The sequence below is a fragment of the Leifsonia sp. AG29 genome (assembly GCF_009765225.1).
Taxonomy (GTDB): Bacteria; Actinomycetota; Actinomycetes; order Actinomycetales; family Microbacteriaceae; genus Leifsonia.
On the sequence record NZ_VMSF01000001.1, the window covers coordinates 2,596,379 to 2,614,633 of the forward strand.

Here is an 18,255-nt window from a genome sequence, read left to right on the forward strand (position 1 = left end):
CTCCTTTCCAGCGCGATCACCCGCCCGAACGGTCACCTGTGGCCCCCTCACCCTCGCCTGGACGCCCTGAGGAGGCCACAGGTGACGGTTCAACCGTTCAACGGCGCGGGAGGCTGTGGATAAGACACCCGTGGGAAGCGGTAGCGCGCCCGCTGATGAGGCTCCCGCGGGCGGCAGTCGAGCGTCCGCTGCTGGAGCGGTCGCGCAGCCCTGGACTACGCTTGCGCCCCGTGAGCGAAGAGATCCGCCGCCGTTTCGACGAGCGCGCACCGGAATACGACCGGTCCGACATGCACCGCGAACTCGCGGAGGCCGTGGCTGCGTTCATTGCGCTCGACGCCCTCCCCGCAACAACGCCCGACACCGACTCCCACGCCACCTCGCGCCCCGTCTCGCACGCCACCTTGCGCCCCGCCTCCCGCGCCGCTTCCGGCGCAGCAACCATCCTCGACGTCGGCACCGGAACCGCCCTCCTCCTCCGCGCCCTCCACCGCCGCGAGCCGCGGCTCAACCTGATCGGCGTCGACCTCTCCCCCGGCATGCTGGAGGTCGCCCGCGCGGCCCTCCCGAGCGCCGAGCTGATGGAGGGTGACGCTGCGCGCCTCCCGGTGGGCGAAGCCTCCGCCGATGTCGTCACGTGCGTGACAGCGCTGCACCTGTTCGACGACCCGGCCGCTGCGGTCGGTGAGTGGGGCCGGGTCCTCAGGCCTGGAGGGAGGGTCGTCACGGCGACCTTCACGGCGGTCGACCGGAGTCGGCACCCCTCGGCGACGGCTGACCATCACGCGCTCTTCGCCACGCCCGAACGGCTCGGCGCGCTCTTGCGACCGATCGGGCGGATCCCGCTCCGGCACGAGCACTGGAGCCACGGGGACGACACCGTCCTGATCGCCGAATTCGGACCCGCACCGGCCCGCTCGGCCACCTGACGGGACGGGCCCCAGCGGCGCCAAAGGCACCCACACCCAAACCCAAGGCACCCCGAAACCCGGGAACGCAGAACCCGAGGAACGCCGATCCCCGGAGGCCCGACCCCCAGAACGCAGAACAGCCGCCGGACCCGGGTCTCCCCGAGCCCGACGGCCGCCCCGCGGTCCGTCAGGCCAACCGTCAGTGGACCAGCGCCCACCCGATGATGCTGAGGATCGCCCCGGCGATCAGGTCGATGAGGCCCTTACCCGGACCGTGCCCGGCGTCGGCCTTCACCTTCATCGTCGCCCAGCCGAGGACGTCGTTCTGGGCGTCCTGCACCGACAGCTTGTGGTTGCCGTTGCCGAGGTCCTTCGGGAGCGTGAGCTTCAGCACGCCGTCCGCCGGGACCTGCACCCATCCGCCGCTGATGCTCTCCGCGGGCGAGTACGCCCACACCGAGACCCAGCTGCCCGCCAGCTCGGCGCCGACCGTCACGCGGATCGGGTCGCCGGGCCGGTAGGAGGCCTTGTCCGTGCTCACGAGACCCTCGAGGGCCTTCTTGAGCGCGGACTCCTTGGCCGCCTTCGGGTCCTTGGCCGGCTTCGGGTTCGACGGCGCGTCGGCCACGGAGAGCGCGACGCGGACCGTGGTCCCCGAGTCCGGTGCCGTCAGGACGAGCGTGCTCGCCCCGGCGGCGTCGGCCGGCACCGTGAAGGTCGCGGTGGCGTTCCCGGAGGCGTCGACGGGCACGCTGCCGAGTGCCGCGCCGCTGCCCGCCCAGGTGAGGTCGAGCCTGGTGTTCGCCGGGCTGCCCAGGGAGGTGAGGTTCAGCTTGGACACCGCGAACGAGACCTGCTGGCCGGGCTGGAGCGTCCCGGTGGGGACGCCGCTCACGCCGACCCCGCGCCGGGCGAAGCTCGGCGACAGCGGGCTGTTCTTCTCGATGTAGCCGATCCAGGCGTCCCGGTCGATGAGGCCCGAGTCCTTGGTGTCCTTCCCGGCCGCGAAGGCGCGGAAGTTGTCACCGCCCTGGAGGAGGAACGAGAACGAGCCGATCCGGTACGGCTTCGCCGGGTCGATGGGCTGACCGTTCACGATGATGCTCGTGATGCGGTCGCCCTCAGGCCGGCTCGCGTCGTACGTGTAGCTCACGTTCTTCGACAGGCCGAGGTTGAGGAACGGCCGGCTGGGCACGGTGCCGTCGGCGTTCCGCTGCCACTGCTGCTCGAGCGCCTCCTTGAACTGGGCGCCGGTCAGCGTCGTCGTCCAGAGGTTGTTCACGAACGGCAGCACGGCGTTCGCCTGAGCGTAGGTCACGCTCCCGTCGGTGCCGTAGAGGAGCTCAGCACGCAGGCCGCCCGGGTTGACGACGCCGATCTCAGCGCCTCCGAGGTCGGCGGGCGACAGCGTCGACAGCAGCGAGTCGGCCACCAGATTGCCGAGCGTCGACTCGCTCATCCGGTCGTCGCGCGCGCCGTTGAGGTAGGCGGTGGTGATGTCCTTCGTCACCGAGCCGACCTTCTGGTTGCCGATGGCCGCCGCGTCGGCGAGCGCCTTGTCGACGATCGTCTTCACCTGCGCCACGCGCGGGTAGGCGGCGACGAGACTCGCGTCGCTGTCGGTCGTTCGTGCGACGTTGCGAGCGGTGTGGCCGGTGACCGTGTCGGTCTCCGGGTCGACCGTCAGCGTGATCTGCCCGATGTTCTCGCCGTAGCTGCCGGTCTGGACGATCGGACGGGTCGCGCCGTCGACGCCGGGGACCGGGGCGTCCCACGCGTACACCTTGTGGGTGTGGCCGGTGAAGATCGCCGAGACCTTGGCGCTCGTCTTGGTGACGATGTCGGCGAAGGCGCCGCCGGCGGCGACCTCCTGGTCGAGCGTCGCGCCCTCGGGCGTGCCGAAGCCGGCGCCCTCGTGGTACTCGGCGACGATCACGTCTGCCTCGCCGTTGGCGGGGTCGCCGTCGGTGAGCTCGCCGGCGACGCGGTTGACCGCCTCCACCGGGTCGCCGAAGTCGAGCGTCGAGACGCCGCCGGGCGAGACCAGCGTGGGGGTCTCCTGGGTGACCGCGCCGATGACGCCGACCTTCAGCCCGTCGACCGGGAACACCGCGTACTCGGGCAGGGCCGGGTCCTTGGTGCCCTTCTTGTAGACGTTGGCGCCGAGGTAGGAGAACGCGGCGGCGTCCTTCACCCGGCCGGTGAGGTCGGTGTAGCCCCTGTCGAACTCGTGGTTGCCCACCGCGCTCGTCTTCAGCCCGAGAGCGTTCAGGACATCGAGCGTCGGGACGTCGCCCGCCGAGGCGGAGGCGAACAGGGAGGCGCCGATGTTGTCGCCTGCCGAGAGGAACAGCGTGCTGGGGTCGCCGCCCTCGGCGCGGAGCTTCTCGATCGTGCCCGCGAACTTCACCGTGTTGCTGTCGATGCGACCGTGGAAGTCGTTGATGTTCAGCAGGTTGAGGTTCACCGGGGCGGCCTTCAGCCCGAGGCCCACGACGATCGGGTCGTGGTCGCTCGACCGGTACTGGTCCGGCGCGTAGAGGTTGGTGACGTTGTAGTTGTAGCGGCTGTACTCGAGCGCCACCGACTCGCCGGAGTTGATGTTCCAGACGTCCGCGCCCGCGATCGCCTTGTCGGCGGCCGGGGAGGCGAGGACGTGGTCGAGCGAGCCGACGGTCCCGTCGAACGAGTACGTGTGCTTGGTCGTGCGGGTCGAGACCTGGTCGACGTAGCCGGCGTCCGTGAGGACCTTGATCGGGTCCTCCTTCAGGTAGGCGTTGAAGTCGCCGATCAGGAGGACCTTGTCGAGCCCGAGGGTCTTCTTGCGCTCGTCGGCGAACGCCACGAGGGCCGTCGCCTGCTTGACCCGGGAGGCGTTCGACGCGCCCTGGCCGTCGCCCTGGTCGGCGTCGGCACCGGTGCCCGAACCCTTCGACTTGAAGTGGTTCACGATGGCGATGAAGGCGTCGGAGTCCTTGGTGCCGACCTTCTTGAAGGCCTGGGCGAGCGGCTGGCGCGCGTTCGAGAACGCTGCGTCGTCGAGGATGACGGAGCCTCCGACCGGAACGGCGTTCGCCTTCTTGTAGATGAAGGCGGTGCGGATGACGTCCTCGGTGGCCGGGAGCTTCGTCGGCGACGGCACGAAGGCCCAGACCTCGCTGCCGGCCGCCGTGTTGAGCGCGGCGACGAGGGTCGAGAGGGCCGAGTCGCGGTTCTCACCGAAGCGGGCGGAGTTCTCGATCTCCTCGAGGGAGACGACGTCGGCGCCGAGGCCGTTGATCGCCGCGACGATCTTGTCCTGCTGGCGCTTGAGGTTCTCGGCGTTCGCCGCGCCGCGGGCATCGCAGCCGCTGTTCACCGTGATCGGGTTGCCGGCGCGGTCGGTGTAGAAGGTGCAGCCGCTCAGCTGGTCGCCGGTCGTCGTGAAGTAGTTCAGCACGTTGAACGTGGCGAGACGCAGGTCGCCGCCGACGTTCTCGGGCGCAGCCGTGCGGGTGTTGCCGAACGTGACCGGCTGCACGTCGGCCGCGACAGCGGGCGTGAGCTCGGACGTCGGCTGGAACTTCCACGTGCTGTTCCGGTAGTCGAGGATGACCGGCTTCGTGAACGTCACCGGCTCACCGACGCGGACCGGAGCGGTCAGCGACAGGTACGGCAGCGGCTTGGACTTGTTGGCCGCGCTCAGGAAGTTGGTCGAGGCGCCGTCGTCGAGGGTGACCGCGCGAGCCTTGTTGTCCGCGATCGCCGCGGTGTACTCGGGGGTTCCCGGACGGGCGGTCTCGGTCGGCTGCACCAGCGGCTTGTCGCCCGCGGCGAGCGCGATCTCGCCGTACTGGTTGGCGTCGTACACGTCGGTGACGGTGAAGGCGCCCTGCGGGGCGATCAGCATGCCCTCGAGGCTCTCGCGCTGCGCGTCCGTGCCCGGGAGGCCGACGGTCGCCGGCGCCGGGGCCGAGACCCCGGCCTTGTCGAGCTGCCCGACCTTCGACGCGGTGATCTCCGTGAGGCCCTGGTACTCGCTGACGGCACCGGTGACCGAGACGTAGTCGCCGATCTTCACGCCTGCGGCGGCCGAGGAGCCGAAGACGAAGACGGCGTCGGAGGCCGTGTGCGTGGCGAGGTCGACCGCACCGCCCGTCCCCGCGGTCTGCAGGTAGAAGCCGTTGAAGCCGCCGGTCGCGTACTGGGCGGTGACGAAGCCCGTGGTGGTCACGGTCTGGCCGGCCTTGGGGCTCGTGTCTCCCGTGCCCTGGATGTCGGCGATCGAGACCGCGTCGCCGGGCTGGCCGGGGTCGCCCGCGCCCGGATCCGTCCCGCCGCCGGAGCTCGCCGTGTTCTGCGGCGTGATCGAGGCGCTCAGGCTGAAGTCGGCGCTGTTGTCGTCGGTGTCTTTGAAGGAGGCGCGGACGAGCGACTTCACGTCGGTGTTGCCGGAGGGCGCTGCGGCCTTCGCGGTCTCGAAGGTGTTCGATCCGCCGTAGCCGAGCAGGTCGGCCACGGTCGCGTCGCCGGTGACGGAACCGGTCGGGAGGCTGAGCGCCGTCGGGGACTTCGCGAGGATCAGGGTGCCGGTCGTCCCGCTCGGGTTGAGCGAGGTGCTGGCGACATCGGGTGCCGGGAGGGCTGCGCCCGCCGTGCCGTTGGAGGCGCCGGAGACGAGGTAGTACCCCTTGGCGGCGATCGATCCGGTGAGCGGGACGACGCCGTTGGAGGCGCCCGTGCCTCCTGCCGACCGGTACTGGAGGCTCCACCCGGTCAGGCTGACACCCTGGTCGCCCGGGTTGTAGAGCTCGACGAACTTGTTCGTGAAGGCGGCGCCGGCGCTCCCGCCGGACAGGTACGCCTCGTTGATGACGACACCCGTGCCGTCCGTGCTGGCGAGCGCCGGCGTCGCGACGAGGGCGCCCGCGGCGAGGCCGGCCCCTGCGATCGCGGCGGCGGCGGCGCGTGCCAGCCTGCCTGCTCTGGTTGACATGGTTCTCCTGTGGTCGGTGAGGGCGGGGATGAGTCCGCCGAGCAACTTACGGTTCGCCTGAGACCGGACTGTGTCTCCTGAGTGAACGTACAGAAAACTCAAACAGGGGTAGACCGCTCATTTGAGCATCGACCGGGTGGCGGCCCGCGTGCGCCATGATGGGTCCATGCGGATCGAGGAGATCGACCACTTCCGGGCGCTGGCGGCCGAAGGGCACCCGGCGCTGGCGGCCGAGACCCTCGGGATCTCCCAGTCCACGCTCTCGCGCTCCATCGCGCGCCTGGAGGCGGAGGCCGGCGTCGAGCTCTTCGACCGGAGGCGCGGGCACCTCGAGCTGAACCAGTACGGCGAGATCCTCCTCGCCCACGCCGTCCGCGCGGAGGCGGAGCTCGAGAACGCCATGGCGCGGATCGAGGCCCTGCGCGACCCCTCGGCCGGGACCGTGTCGCTGGCCTACGTCTCCTCCTTCGGAGGGTGGTTGATCCCCCGCGTGGTCCGCGAGTACCGGGAGCTGTTCCCCGAGATCCGGTTCGTGCTCAACGGAGGCACCGCCGACACCGTGCTCGATGCCCTCCGCGAGGGCGCCGCCGACCTCGCCTTCCTGAGCCCCGACCCGCGCGACGCCGACATCGAGTGGCAGCCCCTGACGGCCGAGCGACTCGTCCTCGGCGTCCCCGAGGGGCACCCGCTGGCCGGGAGGGAGGGGGTCACCGTCGCCGACCTCGAGCCGTACGACCTCGTCGCCCTGCGCACCGGCTCGGGCCTGCGCCACATCGCGGACGCCTACTTCGCCGCCCACGGCGTCGTCATGGCGCCGGTGGTCGAGGTCACCGAGCTGGCGACCCTCCGGGGGCTCGTGCGGGACGGCGTCGGTGCCGCCCTCATCCCGGACACGCCGAGCGAACCCGGGATCGTGGCCGTCCCGCTCGCCGACGAGGCGACGCGGGTCATCGGCCTCGCCCGCAACCGCACCCGTTCAGAGTCGGCGGCGGCGGCCCAGTTCGCGAAGTTCGTCAGGGAGGAGCTGGGCCCGTTCGTCTCGGGCGCCCAGAACTCCTAGCACGAGTCGGCGAAGAGCCGTCGCGGCCGGGCCGGGTCGGCGTCGTCCAGCAGGACCGATGCTACCTCGCGGGGCGCTCCCAGGGGGTCCTTCCTCCCGGTCGTCACGAACGACCAGTCGGGGCTCCGCTCCGGGTCGTGCTCGATCCAGAGGGAGAAGTTCCAGAACGCACGGAAGCCCGGCGAGAGGAGCTCCGGCCCGGTCGCGATGAGCACACCGCCCCGCGCCCGGAACGGCACCACGACCCGCTCCCGGAACTCGTCCGGGTCGCCCCCCGCCGCGACGGCCGTCCGCTCGACGTCGTCTCCCCGCTCGCGCAGCGCGGCCTCCAGCTCGTCAGCCGCTGCGGTCGTATCCGCTTCGGCGACTCCGGTCACGGCGATCAGCCGGGGACCCCGGTCGTAATGCTGGCGGAACTCGCCCGCGATCCCGTCGTAGAAAGCGGCCCGTTCGGTGGAGGTGGTGCTCACCGCTGCTCCTCTCGTCGCGCTCTGTCGTCTGAACGAACGCTACGCGTGCGCGCGGTGTTCCGCGAGCGTACTGTCTGCGGCGTGGAGACGCACGACGCCGACCCGCGCGACGGGCGCGACGAGAGCGAGGCACAGCGCGCGGACCGGAACTGGAACGAGTTGCTGCAGGAGTTCCGCGTCTTCCAGACGGGCACGCAGATCCTCGCAGCGTTCCTTCTGACGCTGCCGTTCCAGCAGCGCTTCCAGAAGCTGAGCGCGTTCGATCAGGGCGTCTACCTGGTCCTCGTCTTCCTCGCGGTCGCGATCACGCTGCTCGCCCTGGCGCCGGTCAGCCTCCACCGACTCCTGTTCCGGCAGAAGGCGAAGACCGAGCTGGTGGGCATCGGCAACGCCCTGCTGATCGTGTGCCTGGCCGCCGCCTCCCTGCTGTTCACCGGGATCGTGCTGTTCATCGTCGACTTCCTCCTCTCGCCGACGGCCGGGTTCATCGCCGCGGGATGCGTGTTCCTGCTCCTCCTCGTCATCTGGATCGTGCTGCCGCTCGCGATCCGGGCGCGCCACGCGCATCGCAACGGCACCGCTCGGGACTCGCGCCCGGTCGGTTGAGCAACGACGCCCATCCGCGCTCAGGGCGTCGGCGCGGGAGTGGGCGTCGCGGTCGGTGCGGGCGTCGGCTCCGCCGGGGCGTCCGTCGACCCGGGCACCGCGGTGGGCGCGTCGGTCGGAGCCGGGGTGGTCCCGTCGGCCGGCGCGGGTGCCGACGTGGACCCGGACCCGGTCGCCCCTCCCGGCACCGCGGAGGACGTGGGCTCCGGCGCCGGCGTCGAGCTGGAGGCGCCGCCTCCCGCCTGCACCGGTGTCGCTCTCGGGTCCTGCTTCACGATGTCCTTGAGCTGCTGCTCGTAGGCGAGGAGCCGCGCCTGCACGTCCGAGAGCGCGAGGCCCTGCAGGTTCTTGGAGAACGACATGATCTGCGCCCAGAGCGAGGTCAGCTTGGTCATCGACGCCGCATCGAGCGGGTGATCGAGGGTGAGTACGAGCTGGTCGGCGAGTGCCGCGGTGAGGCAGTTGAGGCATCCGTAGTTGGCCGCCGCCGACAGGTTCTGCGGGACGACCACGTGCGACTGCCCGACGACCAGCACCACCTGGAACCCGACGGCCACCGTCGTGCAGCCGCTGCAGTGGGCGAAGGCGTACGCCGAGTTGGTGTTGAGGGCCTGCTGGCCATCGGTGACCCAGACGAGTGCGAAGGCGACGTCGTAGAGCACCGAGCCATCCGTGGTGTTCACGGCGAGGGCCTGGTTGTCGCCGGGCTTGGGAGGGGCGGGCTTGGTGAAGGGGAATACCCACGTCGGCGACGTCCTGTCGCGCGGGGTCAGGATCATCGCGAGCTGCGGGTGGTCCGCGGTCGGCCGAGCACCGCCTCCCGGCCAGATCGTCGTGGCGACGCCGGACGCTCCGGTCGAGAGCCGGCCGGGCTGGTAGGAGGCGGGCGCCACGATGTCCGAGATCGTCCCGCGCTCGTACGGCTGGATCGGGCGGTAGGCCTGCGGCGCCGGCCACCAGGCGAAGGCCAGGCCTCCGACGAGGGCGAGGACGAGCGCGGCCGCGGCGCCACGGCGCACCGGGCGCCCGCGGGTCCCGACCCAGAGCCGGGTCAGCCCGGTCCGCGCCAGCCGGAAGAGGATGTACAGCGTACCGAGGATCGGGAGGGCGACGGCCGCGATGAGCACGAGCTGAGCGCTGCCCGCGGCGAGGTCGCCCTTCCCGAAGGCCCCGGCGAGCGCGTGGGCGCGCTCGGCGATGGCGACGACGGCCGTCGCGATCACGCGGGGCAGCGTGAGCACCATCATCACCAGCGAGAAGAGCAGCATCGGGACGACGAAGAGCACCCACACGCAGACGACGGCGCGAGCCCACGGCTTCAGGGTCCGCGACTCGGCGCGGCGCCACCTCCAGGGCAGGAGCCCGAGGAGGGTCGGCTTGATCCGCTGGAACAGGTCGGGGACGCCGGTGATGTCGGCGAGCACGTGGTACCCGTCGAAGCGGACGGTGGGGAGGAGCTGGTGCACCATCTGGAGCAGCTGCGTCAGCGCCACGAGGAGCAGGGCGTCCCACCGGGTCGCCCACCAGATCCCGACGATCACGACCGCGACGATGGCGTTGAAGTAGAGCCCGCCCAGGTCGGTCCGGATCCGGCCGGCGCGGCCCAGGCGGTAGGAGTCGGTCACGTCGGTGAAGAACGCGGGCCAGAACAGGTAGAGCCCGGCGCCCATGCGCCCCGGGGTCGCGCCTCCGTACCGGGCAGCAGCGGCGTGGCCGAACTCGTGGAAGCCGGCGGAGAGCACCGTCACGGCCACGATCAGCAGGAGGACGCCCGGGTCCTGGAAGGCGTGATAGGTCGCGGCGGCGAGTCCCTCCACGAACAGCAGCCACCAGCAGGCGGCCAGGAAGACGCAGAGCACCGGGATGACGACCAGCGGGTGGAAGAGCTTCGAGAACGGCGCCGTGACGCGCTGGGTCACGGCCGGGTCGGTGATCTCCTTGCGGAGCCGGAGGCCGAGCAACGGGCTCGACCGCTTCACCTCGGGCTCGCTGCCGTCCGCGCGCGTGAGCAGGCCGAGCGGCCGGAGGGACGAGTCGACCAGGTGGACGACGTCCTCCGGGCGGACCAGGCGGCCCAGTCGCGCGCTGACCCGCCCGGCGATCTGCTCGACGCTGCTCTGCCCGTCCACCTCTTCGAGCGTGGCGAACAGGAGGGGCGTCAGCTGGAGCGTCTGCCCGTCGCCGCGTCGCGCCAGGGAGGGGGGCTCGCGGTAGCCCGATCCCTTCATGGCGCCGATCAGCTCGACACCCTGAGCCCGGGCCAGGACCTCCGAGGCCCGGGCGGAGGTCTGCGCGTCCGACGGGTCCGACGCGTCGCGGACCTCCGGCCCGGGATCCGGTGCGATCGTCACCGGCGGGTCACGGCTGGGTGGTCGACGTCGGCGTGGTGCCGCCCGCGGCCGGGTCGCCGATGGTCGACTGCTGGCCGGCGGTCGCGTCCGCCGAGCCGGTGATGCTCTGGTCGATCGCCGCGTCCTGGTGCGACACAGCCGCGGCCTGGCTGTCGATCGAGCCGATGTTCGCGGCCACGGAGGCGTCGATGGGTGCCGCGACGTTCGCGTTCGCGGCCACCGCGCCGTTGATCGGGGCGGCGATGTGCGCATCCGCCGCCGCGTTGATGTCGACGTTCAGCAGGTTGCCGTCGGTGAGCGAGCCCGATGAGGTGGCGGTGGGCGCCGGCGCCGGGGCCGTCGTCGTGTCGGCCGTCGGCGACATGTCGCTCACCTGGTGGGAGTTGGCCACCGCGTCGGCGGCGATGCCCTGCTGGATGCCGGCGGTCTGGTCGGCACCCGCGACGGCGGTCGAGCCGGCAGAGAGGAGGTTCGCGCTGGCCGACGCCTCGATCGGCGCGGCGACGTTGGCGTTCGCCGCGACACCGAGGTCGACCGGGGCGACCAGCCCGAGGCCGAGGTTGAGGTCGGCGTTGAGGTCGAGGATGGAGGCGACCTCCTTGTCGGGGAGCGGCGTCGCGCCTTCGGCCGCCAGCTCGTCGGCGGAGAGGGGTTCGAGGTCGGCGTTGCTCGCGTCGTTCATCTGTTGCTCCGTCTCCGGCGCACGGGGCGCCCGGTCGAATGCAGTCCCGCGATCGGTGGTGATCGCATGATCTGCGCAGTACGCGAAGGACCTTACACGCGTGATCTTCTGCGTCGAGATCGTTCACATTCGGCTTCTCTCGTGCTATGCACAGCCCTTCCGTGTAAGGTGAAGTGTCCGGCCCGGCGAAGAAGACCCCGGGTTCCGGAGTTGATCACGCGCTTCTGATCGTGCGACGCGGCGTTTCCCGCCCGCGTTTCGCGTCCGGGCTCCGCGTGCGGCCCTCCTCATCGGGGCGGAGGGAACCGCAGCCATCGACCCATCCCCCCACGACGAAGCGACCCGGCTCCTCCCGGAGCCCCCCAGACGTCCGTACCGACTCCCGGTGCGGCGACCGGAACCGATCCCTCGGTTCCCAAAAGAAGGAAAGAAGAAACGATGGCCTCAGGCACCGTCAAATGGTTCAACACGGAGAAGGGGTACGGGTTCATCGCCCCGGATGACGGCACTGCCGACGTCTTCGCCCACTTCAGTGAGATCGCGGCCGACAAGGGCGAGTTCCGCAACCTCGCCGAGAACCAGAAGGTCGAGTACGAGATCACCCGCGGACCCAAGGGTCTCCAGGCGGCGAACATCCGCCCGCTCTGACCCCCGAGAAGTGCCCGGCCCGTGCGGCCGGGCACTTCCCTTTTAAGCCGGGAGTCGAGCCCGGATGCGCCGCCCTGACGCGGGCCCTTCGGCCCTGCTCCGGCGGGGCCGCCGTCGCCAGACTCGCAGGCGTGACTCGAGACGGTTCCCGCCCCTCCATGCGCGCCTGGCGCACGACCGGTGCGCCAGGAGGGCTCGAGCTGACCGCGCTCCCCGTCCCCGTGCCGTCCGGCACGGAGCTCCTCGTCCGCGTCGAGGTCTGCGGCATCTGCCGGACGGACCTCCATGTCGTCGACCACGAGATCCCCGTGCATCGCGAGCGCGTCGTCCCAGGTCATCAGGCCGTCGGCGTCGTCGAGGGCATCGGTCCGGCGGTCACGGCCTTCGCGGCCGGGGATCGCGTCGGCGTCGCGTGGCTCCGCCGCACGTGCGGCCAGTGCGACTACTGCCGCCGCGGCGCCGAGAATCTCTGCCCGGCCTCCGAGTACACGGGATGGGACGCCGACGGCGGATTCGCCGAGTACCTGACCGTGCCCGCGGCATACGCGTACCGGCTCGACGGTGCCATCGACCCCGTCGAGACGGCTCCGCTGCTCTGCGCCGGCATCATCGGGTACCGGGCGCTGATGCGCGCCGCCCTCCCTCCCGGCGGCACGCTCGGCATCTACGGGTTCGGGTCGAGCGCGCATGTCACGGCGCAACTGGCGATGGCCTCCGGGGCGACCGTGTACGCCATGACCCGAGGCGAGCAGAACCGGTCGCTCGCGCGAGAGCTCGGCGTGGCGTTCGTCGGGGGTGAAGCGGACGAGCCTCCCTCCCCGCTCGATTCGGCGATCGTGTTCGCGCCCGCCGGGGAGCTGGTCCCGGTGGCCCTCCGGGCGACGCGCAGCGGCGGGACCGTCGCGCTGGCCGGCATCGAGATGACCGACATCCCGTCGCTCGCCTACACCGAGACGCTGTTCCGCGAGCGGGACCTGCGGACGGTGACCGCCAACACGCGCGAAGACGGGGCGCGCTTCCTGAGACTCGCGCAGAGCCTGCGGCTCCGGCCGACGGTGACCCGCGTTCCGTTCGAGGGCCTCGGCGACGCGATCGCCGCGCTGCGCGACGGCACCGCCCGCGGCTCCCTCGTCCTCGGGGTGGGCCCGGGTCGCTGAGTCCCGGGCGGCGCCACGCCGGTGCGGGAGGGGCGAAGGTCCCCGCCTCCAGCGGCGACCGGTTCTAGCGTCGGGCTATGAGCCTCCATGACCCGCGCTGCGCCGCGGCGGACCCCGGGGTCTGACGACGTGAACTTCGGTCTGCTCGCTCTGGTCGTCGCCGTCGGATTCGCCGGGCCGCTTCTCGCGGCTCGCGACTCCTGGCATGTGCCGGTCGTGGTGGGCGAGCTGGCCGCCGGGATCGTCATCGGGGTCTCCGGCCTGCGGCTGGTCGACCCGTCGAGCGATGACTTCACCCTGCTCGCCGACATCGGATTCGGCCTCACCATGGTGGTCGTCGGCTCGCAGATCCCGATCCGCGACACGTCGCTGCGCGGGTCCATCGGTCGCGGCATCCTGGGCGCCCTCGCTGTCGGCGTCGCCGCCGCCGTGCTGGGTGTCGGGATCGCAGCCCTGTTCTCGTCTGGCCACGCGGCTCTCTACGCCGTCCTGCTCGCCTCCTCGTCCGCGGCGCTCGTCTTGCCGATGCTGCGCTCGGTCGGCCTCTCCCGGGGGTCGCTCGGTCAGCTCGTCGCCCAGATCGCCGTGGCCGACATCGCCTGCATCGTCGCGCTGCCGCTCGTCGTGGCTCCCGCCCGCGCCGGAGGGGCGGCGCTCGCGGTGGCCGTCATCGCCATCGCGGCCGCGATCCTCGCCGTGGTGCTCGTCCGCCTGCAGCGGACGGGGGCCAGGCGCCGCCTCCACATGTACTCGGAGCGCCGCCGCTTCGCCCTCGAACTCAGGCTCAGCCTCCTCGTGCTGTTCGCCTTCGCGGCGATCGCCCAGTTCGCCGGGCTCTCGATCATGATCGCGGGCTTCGCGGTCGGGCTGGTGCTGTCGGCGGGGACCGAACCGCACCGGCTCGCCCGCCAGCTGTTCGGCATGACGGAGGGGTTCTTCGGGCCGCTCTTCTTCGTCTGGCTGGGCGCCTCCATCGATCTGCGGGCGCTCGGCGCTCACCCGGCCATGATCGTCCTCGGCGTGGTGCTGGGGGTGGCCGCGGTCGCCGCTCACCTCGTCTCCCGCGCCGCCGGGCTCCCGCTCGGGCAGGGGGTGGCCTCGGCCGGCCAGCTCGGCGTGCCCGTCGCCGCGGTCACGCTGGGCATCCGCACCGGCGCCCTGCTCCCGGGCGAGGACGGCGCGATCCTCCTCGGCGCCCTCGTCAGCGTCGGCTTCGCGACCCTCGCCGTCGCGACGCTGGCGAGACGGCAGAAAGCCGCCGGCGCCCCGACGGCGAGGGACCTTCGTCCCTGACCGGCGCCCCGGTCGTCCTCCGATCCTGAGGGAGGCGACAGGAGGCACGCAGTGGAACACATCGCGAACGGCGCGGGCACCTACCTCGGGTGGGGGCCTTTCGTCATCCAGCTCGGCAACCTGATCGTGATCGTGGCGATGCTCGTGCTCTTCGTGCTCGCGATCACCCTCCCGTTCCCGAAGGCGAGGCGGCGGAGGTGAGCACCCAGCTGAGGACGCCGCCGGCCGCGGGCGACGAGGAAGAGATCCACACCTGGACCGGCCGCCTGCGCCGGTGGCTGGTGCGCCGCCTGCCCCCGAAGAAGCTCCTCCCGCAGGAGCAGCCCAGTTACGTCGCGTCGTGGATCTACGTCTTCGGCATGGGCTCGCTCGCCGCCCTGGCGATGGTGATCCTCTCCGGGCTCGTGCTCAGTCTGAACGGGCCCGCCTGGTACCACGTGTCCGCGCTCGGCCACTACACGAACAGCGTGCACCTGTGGAGCGTCGAGCTGTTCTTCATGCTCATGGTCGTGCACCTGTGGGGGAAGTACTGGATGGCCGCGTGGCGGGGCGGCCGCGCACTGACCTGGATCACGGGGATCCTCGCCTTCGCCGTATCGATCGGCGCCGGCTTCACCGGCTACCTGCTGCAGACCAACTTCGACTCGCAGTGGATCGCGTTCGAGGGGAAGGACGCGCTCAACGCGGTCGGGATCGGCGCGTGGTTCAACGTGGCCGACCTCGGGCAGATGTTCACGTGGCACGTCGTGCTCCTGCCGCTCGGGGTCGCCGCGATCGCTGCCCTGCACGTGCTGCTCGTGCGGGTCCACGGTGTCGTGCCGCCGCTCGACGCCGCAGAGACCGACGACCAGCTCGTCCGGCCCGGCAACGAATCGGAGGGCGCACCGTGAGCCGTTCACCCGACCTGTCCTGGCGCGCCCGCGGCGACCTGTTCAGCAGGCCGTGGGCCGGGCGCATCCGCGACTACGACCTGATCAAGGAGGTCACGGTCGGCTTCATCGTCGTGGCGCTCGTGTCGCTCGGCCTGGCCGCGGTCTTCGGCTCGCCGGACGAGCAGAGCGTGACGTTCCGGTCGTGGTCTACGAGCGACCCGGTCGACTTCGCCACGACCGCCACCGCAGAACTGGCCGGCACCAGCGATACGGCCCAGTACGGGCCTCCTTACAACAGCACGCCCGATGCTACGCAGACCCTCGGACCGCTCGACCTGCAGAGCTTCTCGGGGGTGCGCCTCCCGATCGACACGGCCCAGGCGTTCGTCCTCCAGCCGCTGAAGACGCTGCCCGGTCCCTCTGCGGCGGTCGCTCGCTGGCAGAGCGCGAGCGAGGCGCAGCGCACGAAGTGGACGGCGGCCTACGCCAAGGCCCTCACCGCTGACAAGGGCGGCGGCCTCCCGCGCGCGACCGCGGCCGAAGGGCCGGTCCCCGCCCTCATCGGAGGGCTGACCGCGATGGCGCGGAGCGGCGCGCTCGACGGGGCGCTCTCGAGCCAGAGCGGCTTCTACGGGACGAACTACACCCCGTCGATCCTCTTCCTCGGTGACGGGCAGTACTTCCAGACCCTCGCGTCGGACCGGCATCTGACCGGCGACCAGTGGGGGATGATGAACGAGACCGGCAACTACCCGGGGCAGCCCTGGCTGTGGCTCTTCTCGCTGTTCTACCAGGTCGAGCCCTTCGCCTCCGCCCCCAACGCCGACCTCGTGGTCGTGCTCATCATGGCGCTCCTGACCGCACTCCTCGCGCTCCTGCCGTTCATCCCCGGGCTGCGGACCATCCCGAAGTGGATCCCGCTGCATCGGGCCATCTGGCGCGACTACTACGCCCACCGGGCAGCGCCGGCGGCTCCGGTCGCACCCCCGGCGGAAGGGCTCGCGCCCGACCCTCTGGAGGCGGCGGCCGCACCGCGGAGTGGCGGCTTGTGATCGCTGGCGGCCGGGCGCACACTGTTGACGCGGTTCGCGCCTGCCCGGCGCTCCGCTGACACCGGCGAGGGGAACCATGACCGAGGCACTGCACCACGACGACCCGGCCGTCGGCCACCCCTCCGGGTACACGGACATGTCGGAGATCGTCACCGACTGGTCGCAGCTGTGGCCCAAGCGCGCCTACCTGCTGCGCTCCCCCGACGGGCACGACTACCTGTCGACGTTCGGCGGCCCCGGCGAGCAGGAGGGGTCGGCGACCTTCTTCGTGCACGCTCCGGGCTACGACGGCGAGATGACCCTGAACCCCGGCGACGGGTGGACGGTGCTGCGGGCGGCACCGGAGCAGTAGGTTCCGCCCAGCCCCGGGGGCGCCTACTGCGGGTAGGGGGTCTCGCCCCGGTCCAGCATGCCGACGAGCTTCGTCAGCCGGTTGAGCCGGCTCGTCTCGCTCGGTGCGGTGACGACACGGTGGATGACCGCGTACCGGTTCTGCCGGTTGAGGCGGGCGAAGAGCTCGGCCGCGGCGGGAGAGGCCTCGAGCGCCTCCCGGAGATCGTCGGGGACCTCGGCCGTCGACGAGCCGGCGTAGGCGCGCTCCCATCGCCCGTCGGCCCGGGCGCGCTCGATCTCGGCGTGCCCGCGCGGGCGCATGCGCCCCTCCACGACCAGGGCCTCCACGAGGGAGATGTTGCGCTTCGACCACAGGGAGGCGGCGCGTCTCGGCGTGAACCGCTGGAGGAACGTGGCGCCGTCGCGCCCGCGCTTCTGCCCGTCGATCCAGCCGCTGCAGAGCGCCTCCAGAAGCGCCGCGTCGTAGCCGAGCGAGGTCGGCTCGGTCGTGCCGCGCTTGGCGAGCACGAGCCACACGCCGTCGGAGACCCCTTCGTGGCGCTCGAGCCAGGCGCGCCAGGCGGCCGCATCGGCGAGGATCAGCTCGTCGGTCATGGCACGACCCTAGCGATCACCGCCGACACCGCCCGGTCCGCCGGGCTCGCGCGCTCGCTCGGGCGTCCGACCCGCCCGACCCCACGAGGTGCTCGTAGATGCTGCCGACACGCCGCGCGGTCGCGCACCTGCGAGCACCTCGAAGGGTCGTTCGGCACATGCAGGCCGGGCGCGGACGCCGGGACCTTGGACCCTCCGGTCGGGCCGCCGGGCCTCCTAGCCTCGGATCCAGGTGGTCCGCGCTCAGCCCACCACCTGACCGACAGAGGGAGCGCAGAGCCATGCAAGCCGTAGCCGGAGACTTCATCGTGATCTCGTCGAAGCACGACGACGAACCGAACCGCGTGGGCATGATCCAGGAGGTGCACGGCGAGGACGGCGCGCCGCCTTACGTCGTCAAGTGGGAGGACAACGGCCACACGACCACGCTCTTCCCGGGCCCCGACGCCCACATCGAGCACCGGCCGGAGGACATCACGGGCGTGCACCCGTAGCCTCCGGCGCTTTCACATGAACCAGACGGCCTGATTGGACGAGGCGATGACATTCGCACCCGCCCCCAGCGCGGCGATCACATCCTCCTTATCGCACACCAGGCCGCCGGCGATGAGCGGGAGCGCCGTCTCCTCGCGCACCCATGCGGTCACCCTCGGCATGCAGCCCGGCAGGATCATCACCGCATCCGGTTCCGACACCTTCACCTGTTTGGGGAGGTTGTTGTAGCTCAGTGAATCGACGAGGAAGATCCGGTGCACGGCGAGAAGCCCGTTCTTTCTCGCGGCCTGGACCATCGTGGTCTTCGTGCTCAGGACACCGTCAGCGGCCGTGTGCGCCTTGAGGAAGTCGACGACCACGGGCTTGCTCGCAAAGCCGTCGAGAAGATCCACATCGACGAAGACCGTCTTCCCCGCCTTCTTGAGCGCGGCCACGATTCCCGGGATGGTCATGACGGTCCCGAAGAGAACGAAGACGACCGGGCAGGGCGCAGACGCGGCGGCGCGCAATCCGGCCGCGTCCTTGACGCTGGCGATCACCGGGTGAAGACCGAGCAGTTCGTCGATGCGGGAATCGTCGACTGCGGCCGGCCTGGGTTCGCTTATCGTTCCGTGCACGGTTCCATCCCTCTTTGACCACGACGTCGGCGGGCCAGGGAGGCTCGCGACGACTCTGTCGCGGGAGATTCTACGCGACCCTCCGCGCCGCTGATGCGCGGGGGGACGGCTCCGCGGG

At 71.4% G+C, this 18,255-nt stretch carries 17 protein-coding genes; 11 read left to right on the plus strand and 6 right to left on the minus strand.

Features of this window, described 5'->3' with window-relative positions; genetic code table 11:
• Nucleotides 1–230 precede the first annotated feature (230 nt).
• The gene (locus FPT20_RS12535; RefSeq protein ID WP_233265509.1) at nucleotides 231–929 is read left to right on the plus strand and encodes a class I SAM-dependent methyltransferase; all 699 of its coding nucleotides are present in this window, start codon (nucleotides 231–233) and stop codon (nucleotides 927–929) included.
• 181 nt (nucleotides 930–1,110) lie between these two features.
• Here FPT20_RS12535 and FPT20_RS12540 read toward each other — a convergent pair whose 3' ends face one another.
• Nucleotides 1,111–5,886, minus strand: a complete 4,776-nt coding sequence (locus FPT20_RS12540; RefSeq protein WP_158865747.1) for an ExeM/NucH family extracellular endonuclease — start codon at nucleotides 5,884–5,886, stop codon at nucleotides 1,111–1,113.
• Between the two features lie 166 nt (nucleotides 5,887–6,052).
• Here FPT20_RS12540 and FPT20_RS12545 point away from each other — a divergent pair, with 166 nt between their 5' ends.
• Entirely contained in the window at nucleotides 6,053–6,946 is an 894-nt protein-coding gene (locus FPT20_RS12545; protein ID WP_158865749.1) for a LysR family transcriptional regulator, read from the plus strand.
• On the opposite strand, the gene FPT20_RS12550 is transcribed toward FPT20_RS12545, so the two are convergent.
• Nucleotides 6,943–7,416 carry a hypothetical protein gene (locus FPT20_RS12550; protein WP_158865751.1) on the minus strand — a complete coding sequence of 158 codons (474 nt, stop codon included), beginning with the start codon at nucleotides 7,414–7,416 and terminating at the stop codon, nucleotides 6,943–6,945. The genes FPT20_RS12545 and FPT20_RS12550 overlap by 4 nt on opposite strands.
• Before the next feature lie 81 nt (nucleotides 7,417–7,497).
• On the opposite strand from FPT20_RS12550, the gene FPT20_RS12555 reads away from it, so the two are divergent.
• Nucleotides 7,498–8,022 carry a DUF6328 family protein gene (locus tag FPT20_RS12555; protein WP_233265510.1) on the plus strand — a complete coding sequence of 175 codons (525 nt, stop codon included), beginning with the start codon at nucleotides 7,498–7,500 and terminating at the stop codon, nucleotides 8,020–8,022.
• A gap of 20 nt (nucleotides 8,023–8,042) precedes the next feature.
• On the opposite strand, the gene FPT20_RS12560 is transcribed toward FPT20_RS12555, so the two are convergent.
• A complete protein-coding gene (locus tag FPT20_RS12560) occupies nucleotides 8,043–10,373 on the minus strand; it encodes a hypothetical protein (protein ID WP_158865754.1) in 2,331 nt (776 codons plus the stop codon).
• 7 nt (nucleotides 10,374–10,380) lie between these two features.
• A complete protein-coding gene (locus FPT20_RS12565; RefSeq protein ID WP_158865756.1) occupies nucleotides 10,381–11,055 on the minus strand; it encodes a peptidoglycan-binding protein in 675 nt (224 codons plus the stop codon).
• Between the two features lie 438 nt (nucleotides 11,056–11,493).
• On the opposite strand from FPT20_RS12565, the gene FPT20_RS12570 reads away from it, so the two are divergent.
• From FPT20_RS12570 to FPT20_RS12600, 7 genes are all read left to right on the plus strand, one after another.
• Entirely contained in the window at nucleotides 11,494–11,703 is a 210-nt protein-coding gene (locus tag FPT20_RS12570) for a cold-shock protein (RefSeq protein ID WP_158865758.1), read from the plus strand.
• Between the two features lie 131 nt (nucleotides 11,704–11,834).
• Nucleotides 11,835–12,860 carry a zinc-binding alcohol dehydrogenase family protein gene (locus FPT20_RS12575; protein ID WP_233265511.1) on the plus strand — a complete coding sequence of 342 codons (1,026 nt, stop codon included), beginning with the start codon at nucleotides 11,835–11,837 and terminating at the stop codon, nucleotides 12,858–12,860.
• Nucleotides 12,861–12,947: 87 nt separating this feature from the next.
• Nucleotides 12,948–14,153: a cation:proton antiporter gene (locus FPT20_RS12580; RefSeq protein ID WP_199245756.1), complete on the plus strand. Its 1,206-nt coding sequence runs from the start codon at nucleotides 12,948–12,950 to the stop codon at nucleotides 14,151–14,153.
• Between the two features lie 51 nt (nucleotides 14,154–14,204).
• Nucleotides 14,205–14,354, plus strand: a complete 150-nt coding sequence (locus FPT20_RS12585; RefSeq protein ID WP_158865759.1) for a hypothetical protein — start codon at nucleotides 14,205–14,207, stop codon at nucleotides 14,352–14,354.
• The gene (locus FPT20_RS12590) at nucleotides 14,351–15,043 is read left to right on the plus strand and encodes a cytochrome b N-terminal domain-containing protein (RefSeq protein ID WP_199245757.1); all 693 of its coding nucleotides are present in this window, start codon (nucleotides 14,351–14,353) and stop codon (nucleotides 15,041–15,043) included. Before FPT20_RS12585 ends, FPT20_RS12590 begins: the two co-directional genes overlap by 4 nt.
• A complete protein-coding gene (locus FPT20_RS12595) occupies nucleotides 15,040–16,077 on the plus strand; it encodes a hypothetical protein (RefSeq protein ID WP_199245760.1) in 1,038 nt (345 codons plus the stop codon). Before FPT20_RS12590 ends, FPT20_RS12595 begins: the two co-directional genes overlap by 4 nt.
• A gap of 76 nt (nucleotides 16,078–16,153) precedes the next feature.
• A complete protein-coding gene (locus FPT20_RS12600; RefSeq protein WP_158865761.1) occupies nucleotides 16,154–16,429 on the plus strand; it encodes a hypothetical protein in 276 nt (91 codons plus the stop codon).
• Nucleotides 16,430–16,452: 23 nt separating this feature from the next.
• On the opposite strand, the gene FPT20_RS12605 is transcribed toward FPT20_RS12600, so the two are convergent.
• Complete coding sequence (locus FPT20_RS12605) at nucleotides 16,453–17,025, minus strand: YdeI/OmpD-associated family protein (protein WP_158865763.1); 573 nt, start codon at nucleotides 17,023–17,025, stop codon at nucleotides 16,453–16,455.
• Between the two features lie 281 nt (nucleotides 17,026–17,306).
• On the opposite strand from FPT20_RS12605, the gene FPT20_RS12610 reads away from it, so the two are divergent.
• Nucleotides 17,307–17,519: a DUF1918 domain-containing protein gene (locus tag FPT20_RS12610; protein ID WP_158865765.1), complete on the plus strand. Its 213-nt coding sequence runs from the start codon at nucleotides 17,307–17,309 to the stop codon at nucleotides 17,517–17,519.
• 12 nt (nucleotides 17,520–17,531) lie between these two features.
• Here the strand turns inward: FPT20_RS12610 and FPT20_RS12615 are convergent, their stop codons facing one another.
• On the minus strand, nucleotides 17,532–18,137 hold the full coding sequence (locus FPT20_RS12615) for a glycerol-3-phosphate responsive antiterminator (RefSeq protein ID WP_233265512.1): 606 nt from the start codon (nucleotides 18,135–18,137) through the stop codon (nucleotides 17,532–17,534).
• Nucleotides 18,138–18,255 lie beyond the last annotated feature (118 nt).

Coding starts and splice junctions, on each gene's coding strand:
- FPT20_RS12540 (WP_158865747.1), bottom strand. CDS start 5,886: ATGTCAACCAGAGCAGGCAGGCTGGCACGCGCCGCCGCCGCCGCGATC.
- FPT20_RS12570 (WP_158865758.1), top strand. CDS start 11,494: ATGGCCTCAGGCACCGTCAAATGGTTCAACACGGAGAAGGGGTACGGG.
- FPT20_RS12580 (WP_199245756.1), top strand. CDS start 12,948: ATGACCCGCGCTGCGCCGCGGCGGACCCCGGGGTCTGACGACGTGAAC.
- FPT20_RS12565 (WP_158865756.1), bottom strand. CDS start 11,055: ATGAACGACGCGAGCAACGCCGACCTCGAACCCCTCTCCGCCGACGAG.
- FPT20_RS12605 (WP_158865763.1), bottom strand. CDS start 17,025: ATGACCGACGAGCTGATCCTCGCCGATGCGGCCGCCTGGCGCGCCTGG.
- FPT20_RS12545 (WP_158865749.1), top strand. CDS start 6,053: ATGCGGATCGAGGAGATCGACCACTTCCGGGCGCTGGCGGCCGAAGGG.
- FPT20_RS12610 (WP_158865765.1), top strand. CDS start 17,307: ATGCAAGCCGTAGCCGGAGACTTCATCGTGATCTCGTCGAAGCACGAC.
- FPT20_RS12600 (WP_158865761.1), top strand. CDS start 16,154: ATGACCGAGGCACTGCACCACGACGACCCGGCCGTCGGCCACCCCTCC.